At 41.1% G+C, this 25,262-nt stretch carries 22 protein-coding genes; 14 read left to right on the top strand and 8 right to left on the bottom strand.

Annotated elements, in window-relative coordinates; genetic code table 11:
* The first annotated feature begins 38 nt into the window (after positions 1–38).
* Genes C0V70_RS14010 through C0V70_RS14000 form a run of 3 tightly spaced genes read left to right on the top strand, consistent with a single transcriptional unit; the run spans position 39 to position 4,008 of the window.
* Entirely contained in the window at positions 39–833 is a 795-nt protein-coding gene (locus C0V70_RS14010; protein ID WP_102244488.1) for a hypothetical protein, read from the top strand.
* A complete protein-coding gene (locus tag C0V70_RS14005; protein ID WP_102244487.1) occupies positions 830–1,990 on the top strand; it encodes a hypothetical protein in 1,161 nt (386 codons plus the stop codon). Before C0V70_RS14010 ends, C0V70_RS14005 begins: the two co-directional genes overlap by 4 nt.
* Complete coding sequence (locus tag C0V70_RS14000) at positions 1,987–4,008, top strand: RND transporter family protein (protein ID WP_102244486.1); 2,022 nt, start codon at positions 1,987–1,989, stop codon at positions 4,006–4,008. Before C0V70_RS14005 ends, C0V70_RS14000 begins: the two co-directional genes overlap by 4 nt.
* Here C0V70_RS14000 and C0V70_RS13995 read toward each other — a convergent pair.
* The 3 genes from C0V70_RS13995 to C0V70_RS13985 are packed head-to-tail and all read right to left on the bottom strand — an operon-like array spanning position 4,005 to position 7,383.
* Complete coding sequence (locus tag C0V70_RS13995) at positions 4,005–5,126, bottom strand: isoprenylcysteine carboxylmethyltransferase family protein (protein ID WP_158649694.1); 1,122 nt, start codon at positions 5,124–5,126, stop codon at positions 4,005–4,007. The genes C0V70_RS14000 and C0V70_RS13995 overlap by 4 nt on opposite strands.
* 10 nt (positions 5,127–5,136) lie before the next feature.
* A complete protein-coding gene (locus C0V70_RS13990) occupies positions 5,137–6,189 on the bottom strand; it encodes a type III polyketide synthase (protein ID WP_102244484.1) in 1,053 nt (350 codons plus the stop codon).
* A gap of 12 nt (positions 6,190–6,201) precedes the next feature.
* Complete coding sequence (locus tag C0V70_RS13985; RefSeq protein ID WP_102244483.1) at positions 6,202–7,383, bottom strand: NAD(P)/FAD-dependent oxidoreductase; 1,182 nt, start codon at positions 7,381–7,383, stop codon at positions 6,202–6,204.
* Positions 7,384–7,481: 98 nt separating this feature from the next.
* Here C0V70_RS13985 and C0V70_RS13980 point away from each other — a divergent pair, with 98 nt between their 5' ends.
* The gene (locus tag C0V70_RS13980; RefSeq protein ID WP_102244482.1) at positions 7,482–8,033 is read left to right on the top strand and encodes a helix-turn-helix transcriptional regulator; all 552 of its coding nucleotides are present in this window, start codon (positions 7,482–7,484) and stop codon (positions 8,031–8,033) included.
* Between the two features lie 33 nt (positions 8,034–8,066).
* Here the strand turns inward: C0V70_RS13980 and C0V70_RS13975 are convergent, their stop codons facing one another.
* Positions 8,067–8,477 (bottom strand): hypothetical protein, encoded by a 411-nt coding sequence (locus tag C0V70_RS13975; RefSeq protein WP_102244481.1) that lies wholly within the window; start codon positions 8,475–8,477, stop codon positions 8,067–8,069.
* 132 nt (positions 8,478–8,609) lie between these two features.
* On the opposite strand from C0V70_RS13975, the gene C0V70_RS13970 reads away from it, so the two are divergent.
* Positions 8,610–9,614 carry a Ppx/GppA phosphatase family protein gene (locus tag C0V70_RS13970; protein ID WP_102244480.1) on the top strand — a complete coding sequence of 335 codons (1,005 nt, stop codon included), beginning with the start codon at positions 8,610–8,612 and terminating at the stop codon, positions 9,612–9,614.
* Here the strand turns inward: C0V70_RS13970 and C0V70_RS13965 are convergent.
* Positions 9,611–10,534, bottom strand: a complete 924-nt coding sequence (locus tag C0V70_RS13965; RefSeq protein WP_102244479.1) for an alpha/beta hydrolase — start codon at positions 10,532–10,534, stop codon at positions 9,611–9,613. The genes C0V70_RS13970 and C0V70_RS13965 overlap by 4 nt on opposite strands.
* Positions 10,535–10,656: 122 nt before the next feature.
* Between C0V70_RS13965 and C0V70_RS13960 the strand changes: the two genes are divergently transcribed.
* The 8 genes from C0V70_RS13960 to C0V70_RS13925 all read left to right on the top strand — a co-directional run bounded on the left by C0V70_RS13960 (position 10,657) and on the right by C0V70_RS13925 (position 20,516).
* Entirely contained in the window at positions 10,657–12,309 is a 1,653-nt protein-coding gene (locus tag C0V70_RS13960; protein WP_102244478.1) for an extracellular catalytic domain type 1 short-chain-length polyhydroxyalkanoate depolymerase, read from the top strand.
* A 62-nt stretch (positions 12,310–12,371) separates the two neighbouring features.
* A complete protein-coding gene (locus C0V70_RS13955; protein ID WP_133566600.1) occupies positions 12,372–13,688 on the top strand; it encodes a hypothetical protein in 1,317 nt (438 codons plus the stop codon).
* A gap of 114 nt (positions 13,689–13,802) precedes the next feature.
* Positions 13,803–14,774 (top strand): UDP-glucose 4-epimerase GalE, encoded by a 972-nt coding sequence (gene galE, locus C0V70_RS13950; protein ID WP_102244476.1) that lies wholly within the window; start codon positions 13,803–13,805, stop codon positions 14,772–14,774.
* An 80-nt stretch (positions 14,775–14,854) separates the two neighbouring features.
* Complete coding sequence (locus C0V70_RS13945; RefSeq protein ID WP_102244475.1) at positions 14,855–15,436, top strand: nucleotide-binding protein; 582 nt, start codon at positions 14,855–14,857, stop codon at positions 15,434–15,436.
* A gap of 5 nt (positions 15,437–15,441) precedes the next feature.
* Entirely contained in the window at positions 15,442–16,665 is a 1,224-nt protein-coding gene (locus C0V70_RS13940) for a GumC domain-containing protein (protein WP_102244474.1), read from the top strand.
* A gap of 18 nt (positions 16,666–16,683) precedes the next feature.
* Positions 16,684–18,147: an O-antigen ligase family protein gene (locus C0V70_RS13935; protein ID WP_102244473.1), complete on the top strand. Its 1,464-nt coding sequence runs from the start codon at positions 16,684–16,686 to the stop codon at positions 18,145–18,147.
* Complete coding sequence (locus C0V70_RS13930; protein WP_102244472.1) at positions 18,147–19,295, top strand: glycosyltransferase family 2 protein; 1,149 nt, start codon at positions 18,147–18,149, stop codon at positions 19,293–19,295. The genes C0V70_RS13935 and C0V70_RS13930 overlap by 1 nt, the downstream gene beginning before the upstream one ends.
* Before the next feature lie 15 nt (positions 19,296–19,310).
* Positions 19,311–20,516 (top strand): glycosyltransferase, encoded by a 1,206-nt coding sequence (locus C0V70_RS13925; protein ID WP_102244471.1) that lies wholly within the window; start codon positions 19,311–19,313, stop codon positions 20,514–20,516.
* Here the strand turns inward: C0V70_RS13925 and C0V70_RS13920 are convergent.
* Genes C0V70_RS13920 through C0V70_RS13910 form a run of 3 tightly spaced genes read right to left on the bottom strand, consistent with a single transcriptional unit; the run spans position 20,506 to position 24,147 of the window.
* Positions 20,506–21,630 (bottom strand): glycosyltransferase family 4 protein, encoded by a 1,125-nt coding sequence (locus tag C0V70_RS13920; protein ID WP_102244470.1) that lies wholly within the window; start codon positions 21,628–21,630, stop codon positions 20,506–20,508. The genes C0V70_RS13925 and C0V70_RS13920 overlap by 11 nt on opposite strands.
* A complete protein-coding gene (locus C0V70_RS13915) occupies positions 21,614–23,047 on the bottom strand; it encodes an oligosaccharide flippase family protein (protein ID WP_102244469.1) in 1,434 nt (477 codons plus the stop codon). The genes C0V70_RS13920 and C0V70_RS13915 overlap by 17 nt, the downstream gene beginning before the upstream one ends.
* The gene (locus tag C0V70_RS13910) at positions 23,044–24,147 is read right to left on the bottom strand and encodes a glycosyltransferase family 4 protein (RefSeq protein ID WP_158649693.1); all 1,104 of its coding nucleotides are present in this window, start codon (positions 24,145–24,147) and stop codon (positions 23,044–23,046) included. Before C0V70_RS13910 ends, C0V70_RS13915 begins: the two co-directional genes overlap by 4 nt.
* A 103-nt stretch (positions 24,148–24,250) precedes the next feature.
* On the opposite strand from C0V70_RS13910, the gene C0V70_RS13905 reads away from it, so the two are divergent.
* Complete coding sequence (locus C0V70_RS13905) at positions 24,251–25,261, top strand: SLBB domain-containing protein (protein WP_102244467.1); 1,011 nt, start codon at positions 24,251–24,253, stop codon at positions 25,259–25,261.
* Position 25,262: the final 1 nt, after the last annotated feature.

Raw genomic sequence — 25,262 nt, 5'->3', positions numbered from 1 at the left:
AGAATATTTTATCATCCCTTAACCTTGAGGATCAATCTATGTTTATTCAATCTCTGATTCTTCTCCTCTCGACGGCCACGAGCACAGTGAGTGCCAGTGAAAGTATGCCATGGAGAACGTTTACCGACATGAAATGCCAGAAAGAGTTCCAGCAGATGGCCGCTGAAAAATTTTGGGACAAAGAAATGTTCCGAGAGCAGGTGAGCTCTTACAAAGAAACGGTCTATCGCAACCTTTCCCACACAATTGGAGAGTGGGTTGAAGTGCATTTAAAACCAAAGGCCTCTGCGGAAGTAATGCTGATAAAAGACACGACTCTGACTCGTGTCACTTTTAATAGCAGTTGTGATGCTCAAGTAAAAAATGAAAATCTTCCCTGGGACTTGGATAAAATTTTCAACAAAAAAACCGCTGAAGATTGGACTAATGATGATTTAAGAAATTTAGTGAGCTCTGGGAAAAGAGGGATGATCTATTATTGGTCTCCAAAATTCACATATTCAGTCTATGATTTGCCACGAGTAGAAAAACTGGCGAGAAAATTTGGTTATGAATTCACTTCAGTTGTCGATCCTCGCGCCAGTAAAGAAGAAGTAGAAGGCGCTTTGGAAGTGATGAAAAAGTATAACCGCTCTAAAGTAAGAGGAGTGGCAAGTAACAAATCTTTTAACCGAAACCTGGCGATGGATATTCACATGAGAGGCGGATTTAACCACTTCCCAGTAGTGTATGTATACAACAACAAAATGATTCACCCTCGCTGGATTACAGGTGTAATGAAAGATAATGGTCTGCGTACAATGGCCAATGAAATGGCAGGAGAATTAAAATGAAAAAAGTTTTGCTCTTAAGCTTTTTTGCTTCTCAAGTTCTATCGGCGGCTACGTGTGTGCCTCCGCATGAGTATTTTCCCTTTGAAGGGAAATGGGTTTCTAAAAATGATAACGGTGATGTCGTTTTGGGAATGTACTCTCGCGTAAGCCCGGACGGAAAATATGTTTTAAGATCTTATTCCGGTAAAGGACTAAGCCAGGTGACGTTAATGGAGTTAGTGAAAGGGGAAACGAATTCAGTTAAACCTTATGAAACGCCATTAAAAAATGAAGCTTTTCCGGTTCAGGGAACGTGGAGATATTTAGTTGATGTCGATGGTGACCACTATAAAATCACAGACATCTTAAAAAGACAAAAAGATGCCAAGAAACAATTTAAGGGAGGCATCAGTGGTTTTTATACAGTGGCGGCAGAGCTTGCTGGTGGGACACCAAAAAATCACAAGATCAGGTCTCTTTCATGGCCGACAGACAACAGTGACAATCAGGGAGTAGGAGTTCTTTCTAACCGAGTGATTACTGCGAGTCTCGATCAAAATGGAATCGCAGAAAAAATCGATAGTGGTTCAACAAACTATATGTGTAAAAACCTGAGTTCAACTGACGGCCAGATCATGAGTCTTCCGATGATTTCGCTAGATGGAAGTGAGTTTGCTTCTATGCCACAAAATCCTCGTGGATCAGATCCTTCGATGAGAATTTATAAATTTGGTGCTGATAATAAGTCGTGTGAAAAACGTGATGACTTAAAAGTAATGGCGGCAAAAGTTATTTTCTCTCGTCCTGAATTAAACTCTGTACTTTTTTATGCCAGCGGTTCAATGGGATCAAAAGGCAATGGGATTTATTTTTTTGACCGCGACGTAAGAAAGAGTTTTACTTTGGATGATCCGGAGAGAAAGGTGCGCGCAGACAGCTACCCTGGATTCACTAACGATGGGCGTATTGTCTATGGGGCCTATTGGGAAGAATGTGGAGAGAAGGGATGTGTGGATAAGGCAGGTTATGTTATTTCTGACCCCTACCAGTCATCCGACATCAAAGACTTCCGTGCACAAAACCCTGAGGCCGGAAAGAAGTTCAAAGAATGCATCACTGATGAAGATGTGAAAGCAAATTCTGAAGAGCAGGCTAAAATCTGGAGTTATACACTTTGAAGAAAAAAATTCTGATAATTCTTTTATCTGTCGCCGGAATCTTTAGCCTCTGGTTTTCTCATGATCTTTCTCAGCGAAACCCAGAGACCATTTTCTTGACAGAAAAGAGTCTGGAGCAATACGACTTATTTAAAAAAGAAGTTGTTGAAAAGCATGCTCTGGTTATCAAGAAAGAAACAAAAGATAAAAATGCCTTTTATGAAAACCTGAAAAAAATAGAAGAGCTTTGCGTGGATGATTGTGAAATGATCACTCCTCGCAAGCTCAAAAAAAATCAGGACGCTAAAGAGTCCAAAAACGAGCTTATGCACCTGGAGTCCGCGGATTATATCGCCGTTATCATTCAGGACAACAATGATGAAATCCATAAAAAAATCCTGACCTATGCCGAAGCTTCTCCTTATTGGAGTGATGCCCAGACTTCATTTGCCGGGATTCCTTACACCAACTACTTGCTGGATAAATACTCCCTGGTGATTCAGGAAAAACTTTTCCCGGCCATGTTTATCATGGGGCTGGTGATCTCGGTTTTTTTCATCGGAAGAGTGAAAAATGCTGTGGTTGTTTACTTGCCATGCTTATTTGCCGCTGGTTTTTCGCTGACAACACTCAAGCTTCTGTATGGCCAAATGAACATGGTGACGTCGATCATTCCCTTAGTCGTCTTTACCGTGACACTTTCTCTGTCGTTTCATCTTTATTTTTCACTGATGGAGCTTAAGAGCTTAAAAAATGTCTTTAAGGTTAAATGGGTTCCAATTTTTTTAATGATGTTTACGACCTATATCGGATTTTTAAGTTTGGGCTGGGCCGAGATTTATGTCATCCGCCAATTCGGTTTTGTCTCGTCTCAGCTGGTGTTGTTTGCCACATTGTTTGCTTTTCTTTGGTACTTCTTATGGGAAGAATACCTCGCCGCACCGGCGGAGAGAAAAATAACATTCTTTTCATCAAAGATTTTTGCCAGAACGTTACCTGCCTGGATGATTATAGTCTTTAGTATCCTGGGGATTGCAAGCGTTGTCATGGTTCCAAAGAGACTCAATGTCATCACAGATGCCACTCTCTACTTTCCCAAAGATAAGAAAATAAGAGAGCGCATTTTATCTGTGACAGAAACGGTCTCGGGTATGCCCATTATGGAAATTGCCCTAAGTCTAGGACACGACTTTGACCTGGCCTCTGCCCAGGAAATCAAAACATGGGAAGAGGGAATTGGGGCCTTAAAGCTTTCGCAAAACTACAAGATCATCTCTAACAACACACTGGTGACGAAAGTCAATCATGAGTACTCAGGCAATGAGCAATTACCAGAGAGCATTGAGAGCTACCTTTTATTGCGCGGGCAATTGCCACCATCGCTTCAAGAGAGTTATCCGGTCGAAGGGACTTATCGTCTGACTCTTTTAGGAACCCCTCTTAATGTCACTGATTACATGCAAGATTTAAAAAAAGTGGAAGACTATTTAAAAGATCAGAAGCTCAGCTATCTTATTAATGGGATTCACCACAATTTGATGGTTTCTCAAGGGGCGATGATTGATGTTCTGGCAAAAAGTTTTCTTTCCAGTGCCATCGTCATTTTTATTTTCTCTGCCCTTTTCTTAAAGTCATTAAGATTCAACCTGGTGTTTATCACTGTAAGTCTTCTGCCTGTGGCCCTCACTTTTGGTTTGATGTACCTGTTAGGTTTTTCAATCAATATTGCGACCGTAATGACTTTTTCAATTTCATTGGGATTGGTAGGGGATTCAAGCTTTCACATCATCTATGCCAAGAAAGTGCGCTTTAAGGATTTTGATGAATATGGCCGAGGAGTCCTTTCACCAGTGGTAGGTTCAGGACTTCTCTTATGCACATGTTTTGGAATGTTTGCCTTCAACAGCTTTATGCCTATCAGAGAGTTTGGCGGCATCCTCGCCATTATCATGCTTTTGGGAACGCTGGCCGATTTATATGTCCTTCCCACTTTATTATACGGAACGAGCGATCATAAAAAGGCCTACGAAGAAGTTTAATCCAGGACTACATTAAACTCGATATCAAAAAGATCCCTGACCTTAGCAATCATAATGCTTGGGTCGGGAAGGCCCATTTCCTGAAGTCCTAGCTTTGCACTGCCGTTGACCAGGATTTTTGAATCTTTTTTACTCACGGTAAAAGTCACCGGGCGGGATACTTTTTTATCTTTAATCGTAAAAATCATGTTGATTGTCTGAGTGCCTTCAGTAAGCGCAACCGGACCAGTGTATGAAGCTTTTAGCTCAGGGTATTTTTCGGCGTCCATGATTTGGTTATGCATTTTATCATCTCTTGAGCCAACGTCGGTATCAAGGGACTTGACTGCAACACTGACTTCGAGATCTTTAAGATGATCCTGTTCAAGTTGATAATTAATTTTAAAATCTTTAGCGTAACCATCAAAGTTTGTGCTGATCAATCCAAGCTTTGTGCTGGTGCTTTGAAATTTAAGAAAAGATTCATTTTTTTTAGCTTCGTTATAGTTAGGTGTTTGAAAGACTTTCTCTTTAGCATGAAGAGGCAAAACGGCTAGACACAACATAAAGATAAAAGGGATAAAGCGCTTTTTTTCTTCAAAGTGAATACGATAAGCAGAATGCTTCATAAGAGAGCTCTCCTCGGCCTTGATTCTTCTGGCCAGAATAAAAAAATTAATGAAAGAAAAAATCCCCATGGTCCAATAGGCCTTAAAAAGCAGAGGAATGCAGAGCAGTTCGATCATGACGATAAAATAATTAGGATGGCGCACATACTGATAAAGGCCGCTGGTCGAGATCACTGGGTTTTCCAGCGAAAGAACTTTAATAGTCCAAAAGGCCTTTAATTTTTCCATAGAGTGTAACCTGATGATCAGGCAAAGACCAAGAATGCAGTAAATGATCAAAGCGTACAAAGGCTGCTGTAGTTCTTGTTTTAAGTTGGCCTCTAGAATGAGAGAGACAAACCAAAGTGAGTGGAAAACTCTCATTTGAGCACTTTCTTTTTTGTCGACTTCTAAAGCATGGTGATGCAGGTAAAGCCATTTTTCATTGGTCTTACTGATAAAGACTTCACTCAATCTTTGAATCAGATAAAAGAGGATAATGCCATTCATGATGAGTATTGGTTTTGTCATAATCATCATCCTATAGTTTTTTTATCAATGCCATTTCTGAGCAAAAAGCAGGACCCATGGCCAGCATAAGGCCAATTTCATTGCGGGCCTTTTTGTCTGCAATCGTTTTTTCCAGGACGTGAAGCACTGAGACTGAAGACATATTTCCTTTCTCTCTCAAACTCGTCCAGCTGTGCTTGAATTCTTCAGGGGCCTTGCCGGAAATCTCGCTTAATTTATCTAACACTTTTGGCCCACCTGGGTGTGAGACCATAAAGTTGATATCGCTTCCAGTAAGTTTTTTTCCTGATAAAAAGTCTTCGAGATTGGGTTTCACTTTTTCTTCGACGATTTTTGGCACATCACCACTTAGGACAATTTGAAATCCACTAGAGACCAGGTCCCAACCCATAATACGTTCAGTGTTTGGATAAAAGTAACTTTCTCCAGCGAGGATTTGAAACTGGGAGTCTTTATAAAGAGGGTGTTCTTCACCGACCATTAAAACAGCGGCCGTTCCATCGGCAAATAAGCTGGTTCCAACCAGGTTGGCCACACTCTTGTCCTGAAATTGAAAAGTCAGGGTGCAGAGTTCACTGGCAAGGAGTAATGCTGCTTCTTTTGGGTGACCTTTTAAGTAATCATTCACACGGTTGATTCCGGCCACTCCACCTAAACAGCCCAGACCAAAGATAGGAAGTCTTTTTGTATTCTCTTTAAAAGGAAGTTTATTCATCAAGCGAGCTTCAAGAGTCGGGATAGCTAGTCCGGTCACTGTTGTCGTCGCAATAAGGGAGATGTCAGAAGGCTTAAGGCCCGCTTGATTTAAGAGATTTTGCACATTAATTGTCTGGAGAGCAAGGGCCACTTCCAGCCAGCGCTTTGAGCGCTCACCGACATCACCCAGGCTTTTATATTTTTCAAGAGGGATAGAGAGGTGCCTTCCGTTGACTTGTGAAGCATTGTGAAACTGCTCGACATAAGATTTTTTATCCGGCCATAAAGAAGCGATCTCTTTCATGATCTCTTCCTGGCTGACATAGATATCTGGAAAATTGGTAGCAACAGAATAAATAGCGCTCATAGGTTTCCTCTCTTATGCTCTTAGCATCTTGATGATGCCTTGAATGGGTGTGTGGATATTTCCGATAATGCCAATAAAATGATTGGCCCTCTCTGGTGACTTGTTTAAAAATTTAACGACCAGGCCAACTAATAAAGGTCGTCTGATCAGGAATTGGAAAAAGTGATTAAGCATATTTTTTTGTAAGCTTAAAATTTTCTTTTTTCTTTTGTACTCAGCTAGCGCCAAATCCAATCCATGATTTTTGTCTATCGATTCAATGAGCAGACTCGCTGATAAAAGAGCATTATAAATGCCTTCACCAGTAAGTGGGTCTATAAAACCAGCAGCATCACCCAGGTAGGCGAGGTGGTCTCCGGCAATAAATGAGTTGCTGTTTTTTAAACTGCTCACGATACGGATCTCGGTTTTTCTTGTGATGAAATCAAACATTTCCTGCAGGCGTTTTGAACCGGCAATCGTTTGATTGATAATCTCTTCCGGACGATGGTTTTTTAAGAGTGAGGCATTGCAAACGATAGAAAAATTCACGTGATCATCATCAATAGGATCAAGTCCACAGTAACTGCCATTTTCAAGAATGTGCATTTCCCCCAGGCGCAAGCCGTGGTGAGTTTTTCTTGGAAGGTAGCAGTGAAGGGCAACCCTATCGGTAATGGCCTCGCGGGAATGTTTTAAAAGGTGGCCAATTTTTGATTGTCTGCCGTCTGCTGCAATTAACAAGTCACATTCAAAAGACTCTTTGTCTGTGTGGACGGCCCACTGTCTTTTTTCCTGGTCAAAAACAACAGAGGTGACGATTCTTTCAAAAAGAATATCGGCCCCTTTCATTGTGGCGAGATCGACTAATCTTTGGTCAAAAATTTCTCTATTAAGTGAGAGTCCTTTTTCTTTTTTATGAACATGTGGAAAGTAGCTAGGGATGACCTCATTTTCAGGGGATACCAGAACCATGCCATGAAGAGGTGAGAATCCCGCTCCTAAATGATTCAGAAGGTTAAGCTCTTCCAAAAGATCGACCCCTTTTGGGCATAGGTATTCTCCGCATACCTTGCGCTCAATACTCTTTTTACGCTCTAAAACCTGGACTTTATGGCCTCTTAGAGCAAGCAGGTAAGCTGCTAAGCTTCCAGCTGGGCCTGCGCCCACGATGACAATATTTAATGGATTATTTTTTAAATTCTCAACTGACATGAAGTCTCCTCTTGGAGATAATGGTCTCACAACCTGCAAAAAAGTCGATCGAACTAACGTTAGACTTCAAAAAGAATTAAGGACTTAAGCGAATTACTATGACAAGTGTTCAAGAAAACAGAATTAAAATTATCACCTTCATAATACTCCTCGGAACCAGCCTTTTTGCTTTGGCTGACATCGTGTTAGACTTAAAAGAGGATGTACCTTTCACTCACTTAGTTCACGAAGCTGCCTTGTGGTTGTTTTCGATGGTAGGGGCCTTCTATCAGTTTAGAATCATTAAGTGGCAAAACCATGAAATGCGCAGCTACCAAAAAAGAATTCATGACTTAGATCAACTCAATGCCAACTTAAAAAAAGAGCAGGAGAATTTTGAGAAAAAAATCTCGCATCTTTCTAACGAGTTTTTAAATCATATAGATGAGCAATTTAATAAATGGACATTCAGCCGTGGAGAAAAGGAAATTGCTTTACTATTGATCAAGGGACTTTCAATGAAAGAAATTGCCGATATAAGGGGATCAAACGAAAACACAGTAAGACAGCAGGCCAGTCAGATTTATAAAAAGAGCTCTTTAGGTGGACGAATGGAACTGAGTGCTTTTTTTCTTGATGATCTTCTCGCGCTTTCAAAATTACCACAATAAAAAAAGGCCGGATTTACCGGCCTTTTTTTTGATTTATTTTACGCTTGAACAAACCATTGGAAGATTGCTGAAGAGTTTTTCAACTGTAATTGAAGATGTTCTTCCTGTTACTTTGCCAACTTTAATTGGACGTGTCCCGATGGCCAGAGTTACTTGAGCGTGAGTCTTTGGATCGCTCCCAACATACTTAAGTGGAGTACCCGCAGACATTGGTGGAGGAAGAATTTTTTTAGCTTGAACTTTAATCGCTTCATCGTCACCTGAAAGGTTGATGACAAGTTGAGCTTGTCCATCTTGAGCTTCTTGAACGTCTACTTTCAATTCGCTTCCTTCTACTTTTTGTGCTGTTTCACATTTTGTCACAGTTTTAAAAACTAGAATTGATCTTGCTTGTGCGCCTGCAGAAAGAGAAAGAAGAAGGGCCGCCATTAATACAGATTTCATACAAATCCTCCAAATAAAGTGTGTTGTGGGCTCACCATACCAGAAAAAAAGACTAGTACTGAAAGAAGTGTATTTTTTTCAGCTTTGCCGTTAAAATACTGCTTTGACTATCTAACTATCCCGGAGTGTCTTTTGAAACATTACTTGTACTTAATTCTTGCGTTTACTTTTACAATCTCGGCCCCTGCCTTTGCAAAAAACTGTCAGGAAGTTCGTCTAGGATTTGATATTGGCTCAGGCTCTACCAAGATGATGGTGGCCAAAGTGGACTATTGTCACAAGAAAGTTTTAGAGGTCTTACTAAATGAAAGTAAGCCGATTTCTTATAACGAAGACCTGGAAAAAAGCACGGATGGAAACTTAAGCCCTGCGATTATTGAAAAAGGCTTAGCGGCCTTAACAGAAATGCAGGCGAAGGCCAAAACATTCAAACCAAAAAAGTCTTACGGTGTAGCGACTTCTGTTTTTAGAAAATCAAAAAATGGAAAAGATGTCATTAAAGGCTTTGCAAAGAAATTAAAAATCCGCCTGGAAGTCATCGACCAGGAAGAAGAAGCGACGCTTGGGTATTTATCAGTGATGTCTTTAATGGATGAAAAAACTCTTGGTCCAAAAAATATGGTGGTGTGGGATATCGGTGGAGGCTCAATGCAGATGTTCAGCCAGGATGAAGGGAAGAAGGCCCAGAAATACCTTGGTGATTTAGCTTCTGTGACTTTTAAAAATATGGTGATTGAAGTTTTAGAAGGAAAAAGTCTTGAGACAACATCATCACCAAATCCTATTGGAGATAAGCGCGACCAGGCCCTTGCTCTAGCGAGATCTTATGCTCGTATTCACGTGCCGGCAGATTTGAAAGCTGATATTCACGAACGTACGGTGGTAGGAGTTGGTGGAGTGCACTCGCATTCAATCAGAGGGCAAATTGGCACAAAAGAAATGAAATACACGTTAGAAGAACTGGATAAGGCAAGTAAGCTTCAAGCGAAAAAAAGCGATGCTGAATTAACTGGTGACTACCGTTCAACAGATGTCACCAACCTGCTTTTAGTCCAGGGATTTATGGAAGCCCTAGGCATTAAGGAAGTAAAAGTGGTCAACGCCACTCTTCTTCAAGGTGTTGTTCTTAAAAATTAATTAGCAGAAAAAATCAGGTGCTGAACCTCACTGGCCACTTTACTTACAGAAGGGACCATTAAGTGGTGAGGTTCTTCACCTTTATACCAAACCAGCTGAACTTTTTCATACTCGCGGTTAACAACTTCTTTTGTTGCATCTGTATCAACAGTCCAATCACCTTCAGACAAAAATAACTGTACTGGAACTTTGATCTGAGAGTTTCCTCTCATCTCATACACTTTTAAGCCCAGGTCTTTTACCTGCAGGGCAGAGTCGACCGGAAGATTCTGGTGGTAGTACTGACGATCGATGGTCATCGGTTTTAAGTCTCTAAAGCGAGTCACAAAATAAGCGGTATCAACTGAAATTCCATTGACGAAAAATCCCAGGATACGATCGAAGAATCCGCCGAAGCGTTGAATGAAGTAAGGTGAAACGAAATGCACACTTTTTAAATTGGCCGGAGTCGGCTCTGTTAAAAGATAATGGTGAAGAAGAAGTCCACCTGTAGAGAAACCAACCACGCGCACTTCAGAGAAACATTCAAAAACAAGATTCAGTTGTTCTTTAATGTCCTTAATCCAACGCGTATTTTTATATTCATTGGCCACTTTATAAGTTGAGCCATGTCCCGGAATTAAGAATCCGATCACCGAGTATCCTTTTTGGATAAAAGGTTTCGCTAAAAACATCATTTCTCCCGGGCTTCCCATATAGCCGTGGGCCAAGAAAATGGCCTTGTTGACTTTGGGATCACCTTCCAACCATAGGGCGCGTTTTTCAGCTGTTACGCTCTGATTAGGGTCAATTTTGCTGTATTCCTGATAAAGGGATTCGTTCATCGCCAGGAATTTTTCGCGATTGGTTTGCTCGCAGCTTGAAAAAGCGTTGAAGGAAAATGTCAGGGTCACAAGGGTGCTTAGGATGAGTGTTTTCATGAGATCAGTATATACAGAGATTAAGGGGAAAAGAAAGAATTTTAACTATGTTTTAATATGACGGATTGTATGGCTGATTGTATCGTTTTTTAAGTGCTCAATTCAACTTAGTGAGAGTTATCATGAAAAACATGTTTGTTCTTTTATCTCTTTTAGTAAGCGCTCCTGTTTTCGCTGAATGGAAGTTTGAAACGATTGAAGGCGTTCAAGTCCATTACTATCTTCCTAAAACAACAACTCCGTTAGTGGCCAAAGCGCAAAAGAGAGCGTTGATGGTTAATCTTCATGGATGTTCACAAAAAGCTGAAGACTTAAAAAAAGACGGTAACTGGGAAAACACAGCAGACGATTACAATATGATTGTTGCTCTCCCTAAAGTTCCAAACGGTGGAGTGATTGCTGGTTGTTGGGATTATTACGGAGCTGATCATACGATGAGCAACCGCCACAACGGTCCACTTATTAAATTAGTTCAAGCACTGCTTACAAAAACAGAATTAAATATTGATGCTGCTCAGGTTTATCTCTCAGGTCTTTCTTCTGGTGGAGGAGAGACGATGGTGTTGGGCTGTATGGTGCCTGAAATGTTTGCAGGTCTTGGAGTTAATGCCGGACCATCAACAGGAACATCATCAAGTGAAATTTCACGCCCGAAAACGTCATATGAAGCGATGCTGGCGGCCTGTAAGAAATTGGGGAATGGAAAAGAAGAGTTTTTTAAAACTCAGCTGACGTCTATCATTTACGGCAACAACGACTTTATTGTGAATACAGCTTTTAACACCAACAATGCTGAGATCATGCGTACAATTTATGGCGCTAATAATAAGTCTAGTTTTGATACAAAAAAATTATCGGGAACAAACACTGATGGAGTAGGGACTTTGTGGTCAGATGAAAAAGGCCCTCGCGTTTCTTTGATTATGAACTCCAACCTCGGACACAACTGGCCAGCTGGTCAAGGTGGAAACGGAGGAGCATTCATCAATAAAAAAAGTATCAACTATCCTGATTACTTAGCGAAATTTTTCTTTACCAATAACCGCCGCTCACAATTGGTGAGTCTTCCGGAAGTCATGATTGATCCGATCGAAACAAAAGAATCAAAGTTCATTGTCTCTGGAACTCTGACGATTCCAAAAGAATGGGTAAAGACTATCGATATTCAGGTAAAGAAAAAAGACACACAAGAGATTGTCGATACAGTTAAAGCAGTTGTCGGAAGAGACAGCCGCTTTAGTGGCTTTTCAAAAGTTCTTCCAGATGGTGAGTACTTTTTTGATTTCCATGTCATTAATGCCTTGGGAACAAAACGCACTTTTAAACGTTCATCGTGGTTGGGAGAAGTGGCCGGTGTAAATCTTCCTCAGATTTTCAACACTCGCTACCAAAGTGTGCTTGGATGTTTTTCAATTGAAGGTCAAGCAGTCAATAACGGCGGTGATAAAGTCACCAACGTTCACATCACAATCGATGGAGAAGATCATTATTCTGTGCCCGTTGAAAATACTATATGGGACTTTAAGACATGCTCTTTAGCAGAGGGCGCTCATGAAGCAGTGGTCGTCGCTGAAAATGAATCGGGTCTTTTAAGTGGTGCTCAACAATTCTCTTTTACGGCAGGACTAAACACGGCGGCATCGACTCTTCAGGAACATATGGAAGCTAAGCGCTTGAATTGGGACGAATATGGCTTCTGGTACCTAAAATACGGTTATAGTAGATTTACTTTAGTCCTTGGAACTGATGGGATTTGGAGAGAGAAAAACCTCTAAAAGTCCCTGTCATTTTTTCATGCTTTCACCATCGTGCCCGGGTTTTTAGTTAAAATCTGGGTATGTATAAAACGTTGTTATTTATCCTTTTTTTCGGGATCACATCCCATGCTATGGCAGCCTCACCAAGTGACTGCCGCTCAATCATGCTCGATTTTATCGCCAAGGCGGACAAGAAAGAAAACGTCTCGCTTCTAAAGAATAACTGGAAGGCCAGTGAGAAAAAGAAATTCTTAGACGAGGCTAAGTCTCTTGGTTTCTCTGATTCGGACATCAAGCTTTTAATTGAAGGCCTTAATATGCAGACTCAAGAAGTGAGTCTTGCCCGCGTGAAAAACTACCTGACTTACGTTTTAAGTTTGAGTGATAAAGAGCAAAAGGTGGCGATTCTTGATATTGCTCAACTGGACGCCAGAGAAATCAATTCAAAACACATTAAAAAATTCATTCAGCACGAAAAGAAAATTCAGGAAAAATCGCTGGCAAAGAAATTTAGCCCTGAGCAAGAAAGACGTTATCAGGAGCTTTATTATGGCTGTAGAGCGCTTCGTCCAAACGATGTGAATAAGAACGCTGCCCGCGACTTTAAACGCTTTAACCTGGCCCTAAACCTGGGGACATTGGGAGCGAGTTACGCTTTCTACAACATGGATAAAGACATCAATGGTGAATGGTTCGCTAAGCTTGGTTATGACGTTGGGATTACCCTGCTGTTTTCTTACGTCGGTGGAAGTATCCAGACAAAAGCGACGGACACTCAGATTGTTAAATCGCTTAAGAGTTACTTGATGGGACGAGTGATGGGCCTTACTGATGTGGCCATCTACGATCCAATGTTCAACAAAGAAAGAGAAAAAGCTGAAGCTCGCATTGAAGAGCTAAAAAAGAATCCAGAAAACAAAGCTGAAATTGAAAAACTTTTAAAGAGCTACAATGAGCGCGGGCTTTACCGTAAATATAAAGCAGAAGTTATCAGCGCACTAAAGAGTCTTCCGGAGGGAATTAGCCTGGGAGTGAAAGGAAATTCTGTCGATGAAAACAATGTGGACTGGAATAACCTGAGCCATGCAGATTTAGATCGCCCAGAAGTTCAAGAGGTCCTGGTTCTTGCGGCCATGGCCCAGGTTTACGAAGAAAGCAAAGGGCAGTGGATTGACACTGGCGACGCAGGACTCGACCGCTACGCATTTAATACAGTGTTTTATGCTGTTCAGATACCAAAGAGTATCGCGCAGAATTTCATTACCTATAAAATGCTTTGCATGGGACAGGATAATGCGAAACTATCATTCACCAAAGCGGTGATCTTCAATGTGTCTACGAACTTTATCGTTAATCAAGGGCTCTACGGCTACCGCGAAAAAGCGATTAACCAGTAAAACTTTAGAGAAGTTCAAGACAACCTATCGTGTAATTAATACAAAAATTGCTATGGGGCTTTTCATTTAGTGATATTATGGCCCAACTCTAATTTAGAACACAGGAAGAGGATTATGAGCGTTTTAGTGACAGGTGGAGCTGGTTACATTGGTTCCCATGTAGTGAGTCTTTTGGGTGAAGCTGGAAAAGATATTATCATCCTCGATAACCTTACAACCGGAAGACCAGAGAATATTCTCTATGGAAAATTAATCATCGGAGACCTACGCAATCAAGCTTTGCTTGACCAGGTTTTTACTGATCATAAAATTGAAGCTGTTCTTCACTTCGCCGGAAGCATTGTTGTTCCTGAGAGTGTAACGAACCCTACGCTTTACTATCAAAACAACACTGAAAACTCAGCGGCGCTCATTAAGACTTGCCTAAAGCACGGAGTGAAGAAATTTATTTTCTCTTCGACAGCAGCAGTGTACGGAATGCCGGAAAGTGGTGTGGCCTCTGAAGAGACGCCTACGAGTCCAATCAATCCATATGGACGCTCAAAGCTGATGACTGAGTGGATGCTGGAAGACGTTTCTAATGCCCACGATTTCTCTTATGTAGCTCTTCGCTATTTCAACGTTGCAGGCGCCAGTAAAACAGGGAAAATCGGACAGTCGACGCCTCGAGCGACTCATTTGTTAAAAACAGCGGCGGAAGTTGTAACGAAAAAGAGAGCTGGGATGTCCATTTTTGGGACAGACTATAAGACCAAAGATGGGACATGTATCCGCGACTATATTCACGTCGATGACCTGGCCCAGGCCCATTTAGATGCCCTGTCGTACCTGGATAAGGGTGGTAAGTCACAAGTATTAAATTGCGGATACGGTCACGGTTTTACGGTTAAAGAGGTTATTGGAGCTGTTGAGTCTTATGTCGGGCAAAAGCTGAATGTCGAAATGGGCCCAAGACGTGCAGGGGATGCCGTGGAATTAATCTCAAAGGCAGAAAAAATTAAGACTGTCTTAGGATGGCAACCTAAATACAACGACCTTGACTACATCGTGAAGTCAGCGATTGAGTGGGAAAAGAAGCTTAAGTAACTATTACAAGGTCCCTATTAAGGACCGTTGGGCTTTGGTATTGTGAACTAAATAATAGGTGTATTTTTTTAAGGTGACTCATGATGAATGAAACGCATGCAACGACTGTTTGGGATGCAGGACCGATCAGTTCAATGATTCAACGTATTCACTACAAGCACACAACGAAAGGGTTGCGTTCAATCAGCGTTTTGAGTGAGAAGCGTTCAGAAGGAAAGACAACTGTGTCGATGCTTTTAGCTCGTGGTCTTTCTGAAGTTTATAAATTTAAAATCCTTCTGATTGATTTAAATCCAGATGGAGATCCACTTTTAAACCAATACTTAAAAGCTTACGAAAAAGAAAAAACTCAAGACGGTATGGTTCAAGGCCACCCATTTGAATTCCAGATTTTCAGACTTAAGAATATCGATATGAACTGGCTTAAAAATGCTTATGACGGTCTTTATACAAACCAGTTGGTGAATTCATTCTCAACTGAGTATGATCTGGTGATTGTGGATACGATGACGAGTGGAACAAACGACCACTCTGTGCGCGTGAGCACTCACTCCAATATTATTGTGAGCACAGAGAAGTCATTCGGAAGAAGTGTTAATAAACTGCAATTGGAACTAGAGCAAAACCGCAAGGACGTTCTAGGTGTCCTTTTTAACAAGTAGAATATATGAAAGAAAAAATTTACATCAGAGATTTTTTTAGCCTGCTGGTTTTCTATAAAAAACCTCTGGCCATTATCATGCTTGCCAGCGTTCTGTGCCTGGTGCAGTTAAGTTTTATTCTTCCAAAAACATACCGCTCGGAATTCGAGCTTAATATTTATTCAAAATACTTTAAGAACGCATTGATCAGTGAAGTTATCCCGGGAATGAACTCAATTGCCGAGATGACTCAGACAACTGATTCAATGGTAAAAGAAACATTAAATGACGAATTCATTGATTCAATCGGAAATGAATTTAAAATCTATGCTCCAAACATGACTCCGCAACAGCTTTCAAAAGCTCGCGAGCAGTTAAGAGACAGATTTGAACTGTTCTCAACTGGTGGACAGTCTTACCACGTTTCATTTTCTTACGGTGATCCGACTGTTACTTATGAAGTGACAAAAAAAGTCATGGACGCAGTAAAAGCGACATTTATCAATTCAAGAATTGAGACAATTGAAAACGCAAAAAAAACAATTCAGCAAAAACTCGAGTCAGTAAACGTGACAAAACAAATCACTGAAGACTCAATCTCTGCCAACGCTCTGGCTTCAAAGAACCCAGACGTTTTAAGGTCAGAAATTGCAAAAATCAACTCAGACCTAAGTGCTTTAAAAATGCAGTTTAACGTGCACCACCCGCGTATCGTGAAACTAGAGCAAAGAAAAGCAACAATTCAAAACTGGTTAGAAGAAGTTGAAGATAAAACTGAGAAAACAGAAAAATCTGCTAACGAAGATGGAGTGAAAGAGTATTCAGATGCTCCACTTCTTATGGCCGGAGATAAAGAAATTTCTCAAAACATCGCTTCAAAACTTTATACAAAGTTTAACGACATCAACGTAGCTCTTGATATCGAAAGAAAAAGCTTACCGGGTTATATTGGAGTTATTATCGCTCCTCAAATCCCGTCTTCACCACTTTTTCCTAAGAAAAGACTTTTTGCCAGCCTTGGTTTCATGATCGGTCTGGTTCTTTGTTTCGGGTACGTTTTCTACAATGAAATTATGCAACTTTCTCCATCAGAGAGAGCACGTGCAATGGCCCGCGACCTAAAAGGTGAATACTTTGGAGTTCTGCCTCATATTGGAGAAGAAGGTCTTATGACTAACCAAGCGATTGTTTGGGAAGAGAGAAAACTTCTTGAAAGCAATATCGCTAATAGAATCGCTCTGGACAATTAATAGCGAGAGGCGCTGGTTATGATAGCTGGAGATGACTTTTTATTCACGCTTCATCAGTTCATCATAACCACACTATGTGTGTTTTTTATGTACTTTGCCTGGAGAGATCAGGCCGCCGGTACTTTCGATCGTCTTGAACACGTCAATCTAAAATTCATCGGGCCTTTACTCATCGGGATCTTCTTGGGAGTTTATGGTCTATTGTTAAACGAGTGGGGAAGCCTGGGGATTGTCCTGGGATTTGCTTTTGCCTTTTTGATTACGTTTTCTATCTTTGATCCAAAATACGCCGTATCGTTTTTCATCTTTCTGCTCATTTCCAGACCTTGGGAAATTTTTAAAAATGATCAGATGATGGCGGGGATGCCCAGAGATATCTTTATCCTGTGTTTTCTAAGTTTCATCGGTCACAAGATCATTAGAAAAAGATTTTATTTTCAATGGAACCTGGCGAGTGCCTTCGTTCTCTTTTTTGCTATCTGGACATTCTTTTCAATCATTCCTTCTTTCCAGTTAGTAGGCGCCTTAATCAATTACAACGAAATCTTTATTAAAGGGATCATTGTTTACTTTCTGATCGTTAACGTTGTTGATAAAAAAGAGTACATTCTGCCGGTTCAATCGGCCCTGGTTTTAGGGATCACTGAAAAAGCAGCGATGTCTTTTTATAACTCATTCTTCCTGGGAAAGGTTGCTGATGGTGAGCGTTTAACCAGCGTTGGTATCTTAGAAAACTCAAATGATATTGCGGCGATCATGATTCTCGTGATCCCATTTACTCTGGCCTTCTTAAAAGGGATTACGGTTTCTTTTTTCAGATACCTTCTGGGTCTTATTATTTTTTCTTTTTATGCTTACCTGATCTGGCAATCAAAATCCCGCGGAGCTGTTCTTGGTGTTGGGACATTAATTGTTGGGTGGTTCTGGCTTAAAGCTCAGAACAAAAAAATGGCAACGATCATCGTAGCTTTGGGAATGCTTTTAAGTGTTGGTGCTATGTCGATGATTAAAAGAAATGCCGAAGACGTTGAAGGCTCAACTAACAATAGAAAGATCTATTGGACTGCGGCCCTTAATATGGGAATCAGACACCCGCTTTTAGGTGTTGGTTATGACGGATATCCTCTTAACCTCTTAACTTATACTGACGGTCACGTTGGGACAGAAGGAAAACATAAAACAGCGCACTCGACCTGGCTTTTGGCCTTGGCAGAAACTGGAATTGTCGGATTCTGTTTTTATGTGGGGATTTGGATTTTTTCACTAAGGTCAGCGTGGGTTATGAGAAAGGAGCACCCCGAGTTTATTCTCGCCATGCTCTCTTATGGAACTGCAATAACATTTTTATCTCACACGTATATGTTGTATCCTTATATCCTGTTAGGGTTAACGGTGGCCTCTGGCCAGTTTTATCTCAAGGATGAAGTGAAAGTGCCGACCAAAGGGCTTGAGGCCGCGGTGCTTGCTAAAGGGTTACATTGATGAACTATCTGATTCTCTTTTTACTTTTTATTATTTTCTATTCTTATGCCGGTTATCCACTAACTATTCTTTTCCTCTCTCTTTTTTCAAACAGCAAGGTTAAAAAAGATGACAACTTTCTTCCGGAAGTTTCACTGCTGATTGCCGCCTACAACGAGGAAGAGGGAATCGCTGACAAGATTAAAAACTCATTGGAGTTGGATTACCCAAAAGACAAACTGGAAATTGTTGTTGTCTCTGACGGATCAACTGACCGCACTGATGAAATCGTAAAGAGTTTTGAAAAAGACGGCATCAGGCTCTTTAGAGTGGAAGGCCGGGTTGGAAAAACGGAAGCAAGAAATCAGGCCGTGCTGGCGATGAGAAAAGAGATTATCGTCTTCTCAGACGCGACAGCAGTTTATAAAAAAGATGCCATTAGAAAAATGGTCCGAAACTTTGCGGATCCATCTGTGGGAATGGTGAGCGGAAACCTGACATATTTTGAAAAAGGCCAAAGCTCAATGGGGCTGGCAACTAAGATTTACTGGAACTATGAGTTGGCGATTAAAAGGGCCCAAAGCCGCATGCACACACTGACAGGGGCCATTGGGTGTATCAATGCTTTTAGAAGAAAGCTCTACCACGTTCTTCCACCAAATATCATTGAAGATTTTACTGAACCTCTGATGATCGTGGCCCAAGGTTACCGCATTGCTTATGAAGAAGAGGCGGTTTCATACGAGAGAACAACTCAAAAGCCTTCGCAGGAATTTAACATGCGCGTGCGTGTTATCCGCGGCGGGATGAAAGGTTTTTTATACGCTTTTAGAAGACTGAACTTCAAAGACCACACTTTTGTTTTACTACAGCTTTTTGGACACAAAGTTCTTAGATGGCTTGTTCCCGTATTTCTAATTATGCTTTTTATCGTCAACCTGGCGGCCTTTATTTGGGGGCATAATATGCTGGTTGATGTTTTAATGGTGGCGCAGTTTTTATGTTACTCGATGGCCTTGTTAGGAATGTTGTGGAGACCTCCTGGAATCCTGGGAAAGATTGCTTCTATTCCAACTTATTTTGTCATTGTAAATGCGGCCAGCTTAAAGGCCCTTTATTTAACATTAACAACAGACTTAGAAGCGACTTGGGAAACCAACGTCTATTAAATTTTGGATAATAAAATGAAAAGGTGTTTGTGGGTTGTACCCAAAGGAATCTTTCCTGTCCGCGATGGCGCACGCGTAGCAAATCAGGCCCTGTTAAAATCTGTCCGACCACATTTTAATGAACTTGATATTATGCTTTTTAATGAAGAGGACTCGGATGAGCTTCATTTAAGCGAGTACAACAAAGAATTCAATCCAACGAATGTTTATTTTTTCAAAAAAGCTTCAGCACCTGGAAAGCTAGAAAAACTTCTTTTTTTAGGAAAAAGTTTTTTAAAATCTCCTGCACTTCCTGTGACAACAGGATATTTCCTGACATCAAAACTTAAAAGAGAAGTAAATCAGGTTTTAACTCACAGGGCCTATGACCTGGTTGTTTTTGATGGCCTTCACCCTTATACAACTTTTAAAGACATTCCTGCTTTTAAAAACACTCAAGTGGTCTACCGCGCTCATAACGTAGAAGGGGATCTTTGGTCGACAGCTGCTGCTAAAACAAATAACACAATCATCAGCAAGCTCTTGTTGTGGCAAGGGCAAAAGATGAGTGCCCTGGAATCAAGTCTGATTAAAAGAGCGAAGAAAGTCTGGTGTATTGCTCCAGAAGATTTAAAGCGCTTTGAAGATTTAAACCCGAACGAAAAAGAAAAACTATCGCTCATCCCGGTAGGATTAGATTTCAAAAAAATTGAGGAGAAAAAAGATGCTAGTGAATCTTCTCCGCTCAAACTTCTTTTCCTCGGCAAGATGGACTGGGCGCCAAATAAAGACGGGCTCAAGTGGTTTTTGGAAGAAGTCTGGCCGAAAGTTGATCAGAAAAAACTAGAACTATACATCGTCGGTAGTGGTGACTCTAGCTGGGGAACTGAATTGTTTAAACAGCCTGGGGTAAAGTTCTTTGGTTTCGTTAAAGACTTAGATGCTGTTTACCGCGACTGTGACTACAGCATTATCCCCATTCGTTATGGTTCTGGGACGAGAATTAAAGTTATTGAAAGCATCTCAAAAGGCATGCCTATTATTGCAACGGATATGGGAGTGCAGGGAAGTGGGCTTAACGATTATTTTAAAGCAGAGACTAAAGAAGAGTGGATTTCAACTCTTAATAAACTTGACCGTCAAATGGGGAAGGCCATGGCCGCAGCTGCTTTTAAAGAATTGGAGTCGGTGTATTCACCGAAGGCCATTGGGGCAAAGGCCTTCGATTCTGTTATGAATTGATTTCTTTTTGATAAAGCTCACGGGTTTTTTGTGCCCATGAATCAGCGCTGAAGCGCTCCTCAATTCCCTGGGCTTCACTTTCTGCCTGTTTTTTCCAGCCAGAGACATTCTGTAATGTTTCTCTTAGAACCTTCACCCAGCTCTCAGGTGAAAAATCATCTGCAAAAAAACCGTTATGATTATGAGTGACCATACTGGCAATGGCACCTACGTTATTGGCAATGACTGGCAGGCCAGAGGCCAGGGCCTCTATGAGTGTCATTGGCAGGCCTTCTCGCAGACTTGGCATAATGAGAACATCTGGTGAAGTGAAGTAGCTTGAAGGATCGCTTACGAAGCCGTGAAAAGTCATCTGTTCAAGAAGTCCGTTGTCTCGGGCAAATGCTTCAGCTTTGGCCCTGTCAACACCATCTCCTAAGACAGTCAGGTGAAAGCGTTTTCTCTCTGGAGTCATCGACCATGCTGTTAAAAAAGGGAGAAGTCCTTTTTCGGGGCTAATGCGCCCGACGTAGATAAGTTTGATGATCTCGCTTTGTGCTACAAGATTTTTTCTTTCACTTCTGATCTTTGCTGCATTTTTTAATGAAAGCATATTTTCAATGACTACAATGCGATTAAAGGGGCGTAGTGATTTTTCCAGCTCATCTTTCATTTTATAAGAAACAGCAACCACCACACGACAAGACTTCATTGTCATCATGGCGATCTTTTCATAGATGCGTACTTTGAATGTATGGGCCGTGTTTCCGTGATGAGTGTGAATGTGTGGATGTTTTCCTTTGCTCATATAACAAGCGATAAGCGCTTTAAAACCATGGCTATGAAGAACCAAAGGAAGAGTCTGGTCTTGCAGTGATTCTCTAAGCCTTTTTGGAAGCTCTATATCTAAAGCTTTTGTGGAATCAATAATGCGGTAATCAATGTGAGAAGGAATCATTTTTTCAAAGTCGTGGGCCAGGTGAGGGATTCTCGTTTCTCTTATAATAACCATCAAAGGGTTAAGACCAATAGAGGACAAGGCCGCAAGTCCTGTAAGGACAACTTTTTCAGCACCGGCAAGGACACCGGGAGCAAGAACGAGAACTGGTCTATAGGCCTTAGGCTTTGAGTTCATGTTTTCCTTTTAAGTGTCTTAAGTAGTTCACCACTCCTAAATACAGAGCAGCGTAAATCGGGCTTAGTACTAAAAACCACATTTTTTCAGATGAAAAAACATTTTTTAAAGCATAACAAGCAATCATTAAAATAGCATTCATACCAACATAAAGAGCGAGAGATTTCCAGGCGATCAGATTCCTAATCGGGTAACCGGTAATTTGAGATGAGTAAATCAGTCCCGGAATTTTTGGCAAATAGAAGAAGACCATACTGGAGATAAGGGCACCCATTGCCCCCCAAATCCCGGCACAGAAATAAACCACAACAATTGAAAGTGGAGTCAGGATTAAATACATTTTTAAAACCCAACTCGTTTGTCCGGTTGCTCTTGGAATCGCGTCGTGAGGAATGATGTAAGCAAGATACGTTAAAGCGAAAACTTTTAAGTAAACTGCTGACTGCATGTATTGATCGGTGAAAAGAATTTCAATGATGGGCCGGTTAAAGATAATCAAACCAAAAACGGCAGGAATCATGAGATAAGCAATATCGCTTTGAGCTTTTCTATAATGCTGAATCATGCTCAGCTTATCCCCGGCGTGAAAGGCGCCAGACACAGCAGGAACCAGGACTTTTTGCACCGACATTTCCAGAATATAAAGTGGAGGTACAGCTAAACACCCCATCGAGTAGAAAGCAAAGCTTTCAGGAGTCAACTGAGATGAAAGGAGAATCATATCTACTTTTTCCAGGAAGAAACTAAGAACGCCGGCAATTGAAATAGGTGCACAGTAACGCCAAACATCTTTTAGTTTTTCTTTATCGACTTCAAAAGTCAGGACCTTTTCTTTTTTTCCAAGATAAGCAGCAAGAGCAAGCTTAATCAAGAAGAGTATCGTAAAGCCCCAAAAAGCAGCATTGATGTGTCTAGTGACATAAACTAAAGCGATGATAACAATCCCTTTAATGATTTCAAAACCACTGTTGAATAAGCTTCCGTTGATGCGTCTTCCTCTGGCAATCAGGTATTCACCATAAAAAGAGGCCGGAGCGGCGGTGATGGCCGAAAGAAGTAGAAGGATGGTTTGTGTTTGAGTGATAGAGATAACATGTGACAGAGGAACTGAAAAAAGAAGTCCGACAATTGCACAAACTACGCTGAGAACAAAACTTAAAATCCAGGCGTGTTCAACATAACGAAGCGAGTTTTCTTTTTTCCCAATCCAGAAGTAAACGCTGTAAAGCGGTCCACCAGTTAGAGAAAGGAAAGTGATCGACTGAGCATACAGAAAAAAGATCTTGTAGATCCCGATATCAATAGGATCAAGAATTCGAACCAGGACAACCGGTAAAAACAAATTGGTGATTGCCGAGACCATCGAGATGAGAAAAACTGGCCAGTGACCGGCCTTGAGCTTGTGAAGACCAATCATGCTTCATATTCCTTGAAATAATTATTCACCATCGTTTTGACTGAATAGTGATCTTCAACCAGGCCTCGTGCCTTTTGCGCATTTTTTTGTGTTTGATAGATACGGGCAAACATCTCATCGAACTTGTTTAAGAAGTCGTCTTGATCGTGGAGCTTAAAAAGCTCCACGTAATCGCCGTATTTTAAAAGAGTCATGTGACCAGGAATTTTGCTGACCAGGCAAGGGGTTTCAACCGCCATCGCTTCAAGTACTGCAACTGGGATTCCTTCGTGAGTCGAAGCACTGACATACATATCAGAGCCCATATTGTAATCGGCCACCAATTCCTGTGAACCGACCATCTTGATATTTTGATCTTCCATTTTTTTTAATTCATCGTAATAGGCCTGCTCACTTGGAGGACCGGCAACGATGAGTTGATAGAAAGGTCTTTTCTTTAAAGCTTCAATAAGAAATTTTTGATCTTTTAATGGAACAACTCGTGAAAGTGAAAGAATGATAGGGCGAGTGATATCAAGTCCATGACGGGCGGCCAGCCATGCCTTTTTTTCAGCGCGCATCTCTGGAGTGATTTCACCTTCGTATGTAGAGATACCATTTTGGATAACGGCCACTTTTTTTGCAGCAAGGCCGATATCGCGCGTATAAAATAGTCCGATCTTTTCACTGACGCCAATCATTTTGTCAGCGAAGCGCGAGAAAATTTGCTGGTAAAGTTTGCCGCGTGGGTAATTATCAATGTGATCCAGGCCGTGAGTTGTATGGATAAGTTTGCCCCATTTTTTGAAAGTGAGTTTCTTCCAAAGGCGCAAAGGTCCAAGATACATCAAGGGATTGAGGTCGTGAGAGTGAATGACATCGTAACCTTGAAAGTCATGATCCATACGCTTTAAGAGCGAGAAATCATAACCAGGTTTTTTAAGTTCAGGAGTGATGACATTGAGACCACTTTTTCTGAAGAAATCAACCCATGTGCGTTCGTGATCGTAGATGTAAATGTCTACAGTGTGACCGCGTTTTTGTTGCTCAAGGGCAAGGTGATAGACAATTTTTTCCAGCCCCCCGATTCCTAGGAACTGGGCCACGTGAACAATTCTCATCTTAAAAGTCATCCAGGCAATATGCCTTTAAAGAAATTAGTGTTATTCTCAAAAATCAATATATACTTTATATATTAAATATACTTCGAATTAGGGGACGGACGTGAAATATTTATTTTTTCTTTTGAGTGCTGTTGTTTTCTTATCAGGATGCTCAAGTAATTCGATTTCTGATTATCCTCGCTACACTCAGCACGTGGCAAAGGTAATGGAAAACCAAGAGGCCAACAACCCTGCGAGCGCATTAAACTCTGACGTCCCCGATATGTCAAAAATCCCTCAGTATATGGCCCCAGGGCATTTGTTCACAATGTCTCACTCGAGTGACAGCAAACTAAGCGGAAAGTTTAGAGCTGACTTCAACGGAATTCTACAACTGCCATACAATGTAAATGTTGATGTAACGAACAAAACTTTTGCCGAAGTCAAAGAGACAGTACTTAATGCTTATAGAAAATTTTTCCAGAAAGGTGTTGAAAGCGTAAATTTCGCTCTTACATCAAAAGACTACTGGGTAGAAGTAAGAGGTCTGGTAAAAAAACCAGGACGTTATTTAGTGCGCCCTTCGGACACTTTGGATCTGGTTGTTGATGCAGCTGGTGGAGTGCAAGGAGATATCAGCGTAGATTATTTTACAGCTTCTTTAAAACAATCGACTTATGAATATCAGGTTTTATTAAACCGTTACTTTGAATCTTCAGAGAGCGTCGATAAAATCAGATGGCTTGGTGGTGATAGTGTCTTTGTTGCCAAACTAGATAGTCTTGCAGGAGCTAGCCGCGAAATTCCATTCGTAACAATGCTTGGTGGTGTCCAAAAGCCAGGTAAAGTTCTTCACCAAAAAGATGCCAGTCTTTATTACTACATCGAAAAATCTGGTGGACTGGTTCAGGGTCTTGGTTACAACGAGTGTTATGTTTTCAGAAACACAAAAGATGGTGTGAAGAGAATCAACTTCTCTTTTGATAAGCCAGAAACAATACCTGTGATTTTCCCGAACGATACGATTTATATGAACTCAAAAATCGAAACAGAAGGGGACACTTGGTTAAACCGTTTTGGACAGATTGCTGGTATCATTTCAACTGCGGCCTTGTTAATCATCGCCCTATAGA

The organism is Bacteriovorax stolpii (assembly GCF_002872415.1).
GTDB lineage: Bacteria > Bdellovibrionota > Bacteriovoracia > Bacteriovoracales > Bacteriovoracaceae > Bacteriovorax > Bacteriovorax stolpii.
This window is presented reverse-complemented; position numbering and strand designations above follow the sequence as displayed.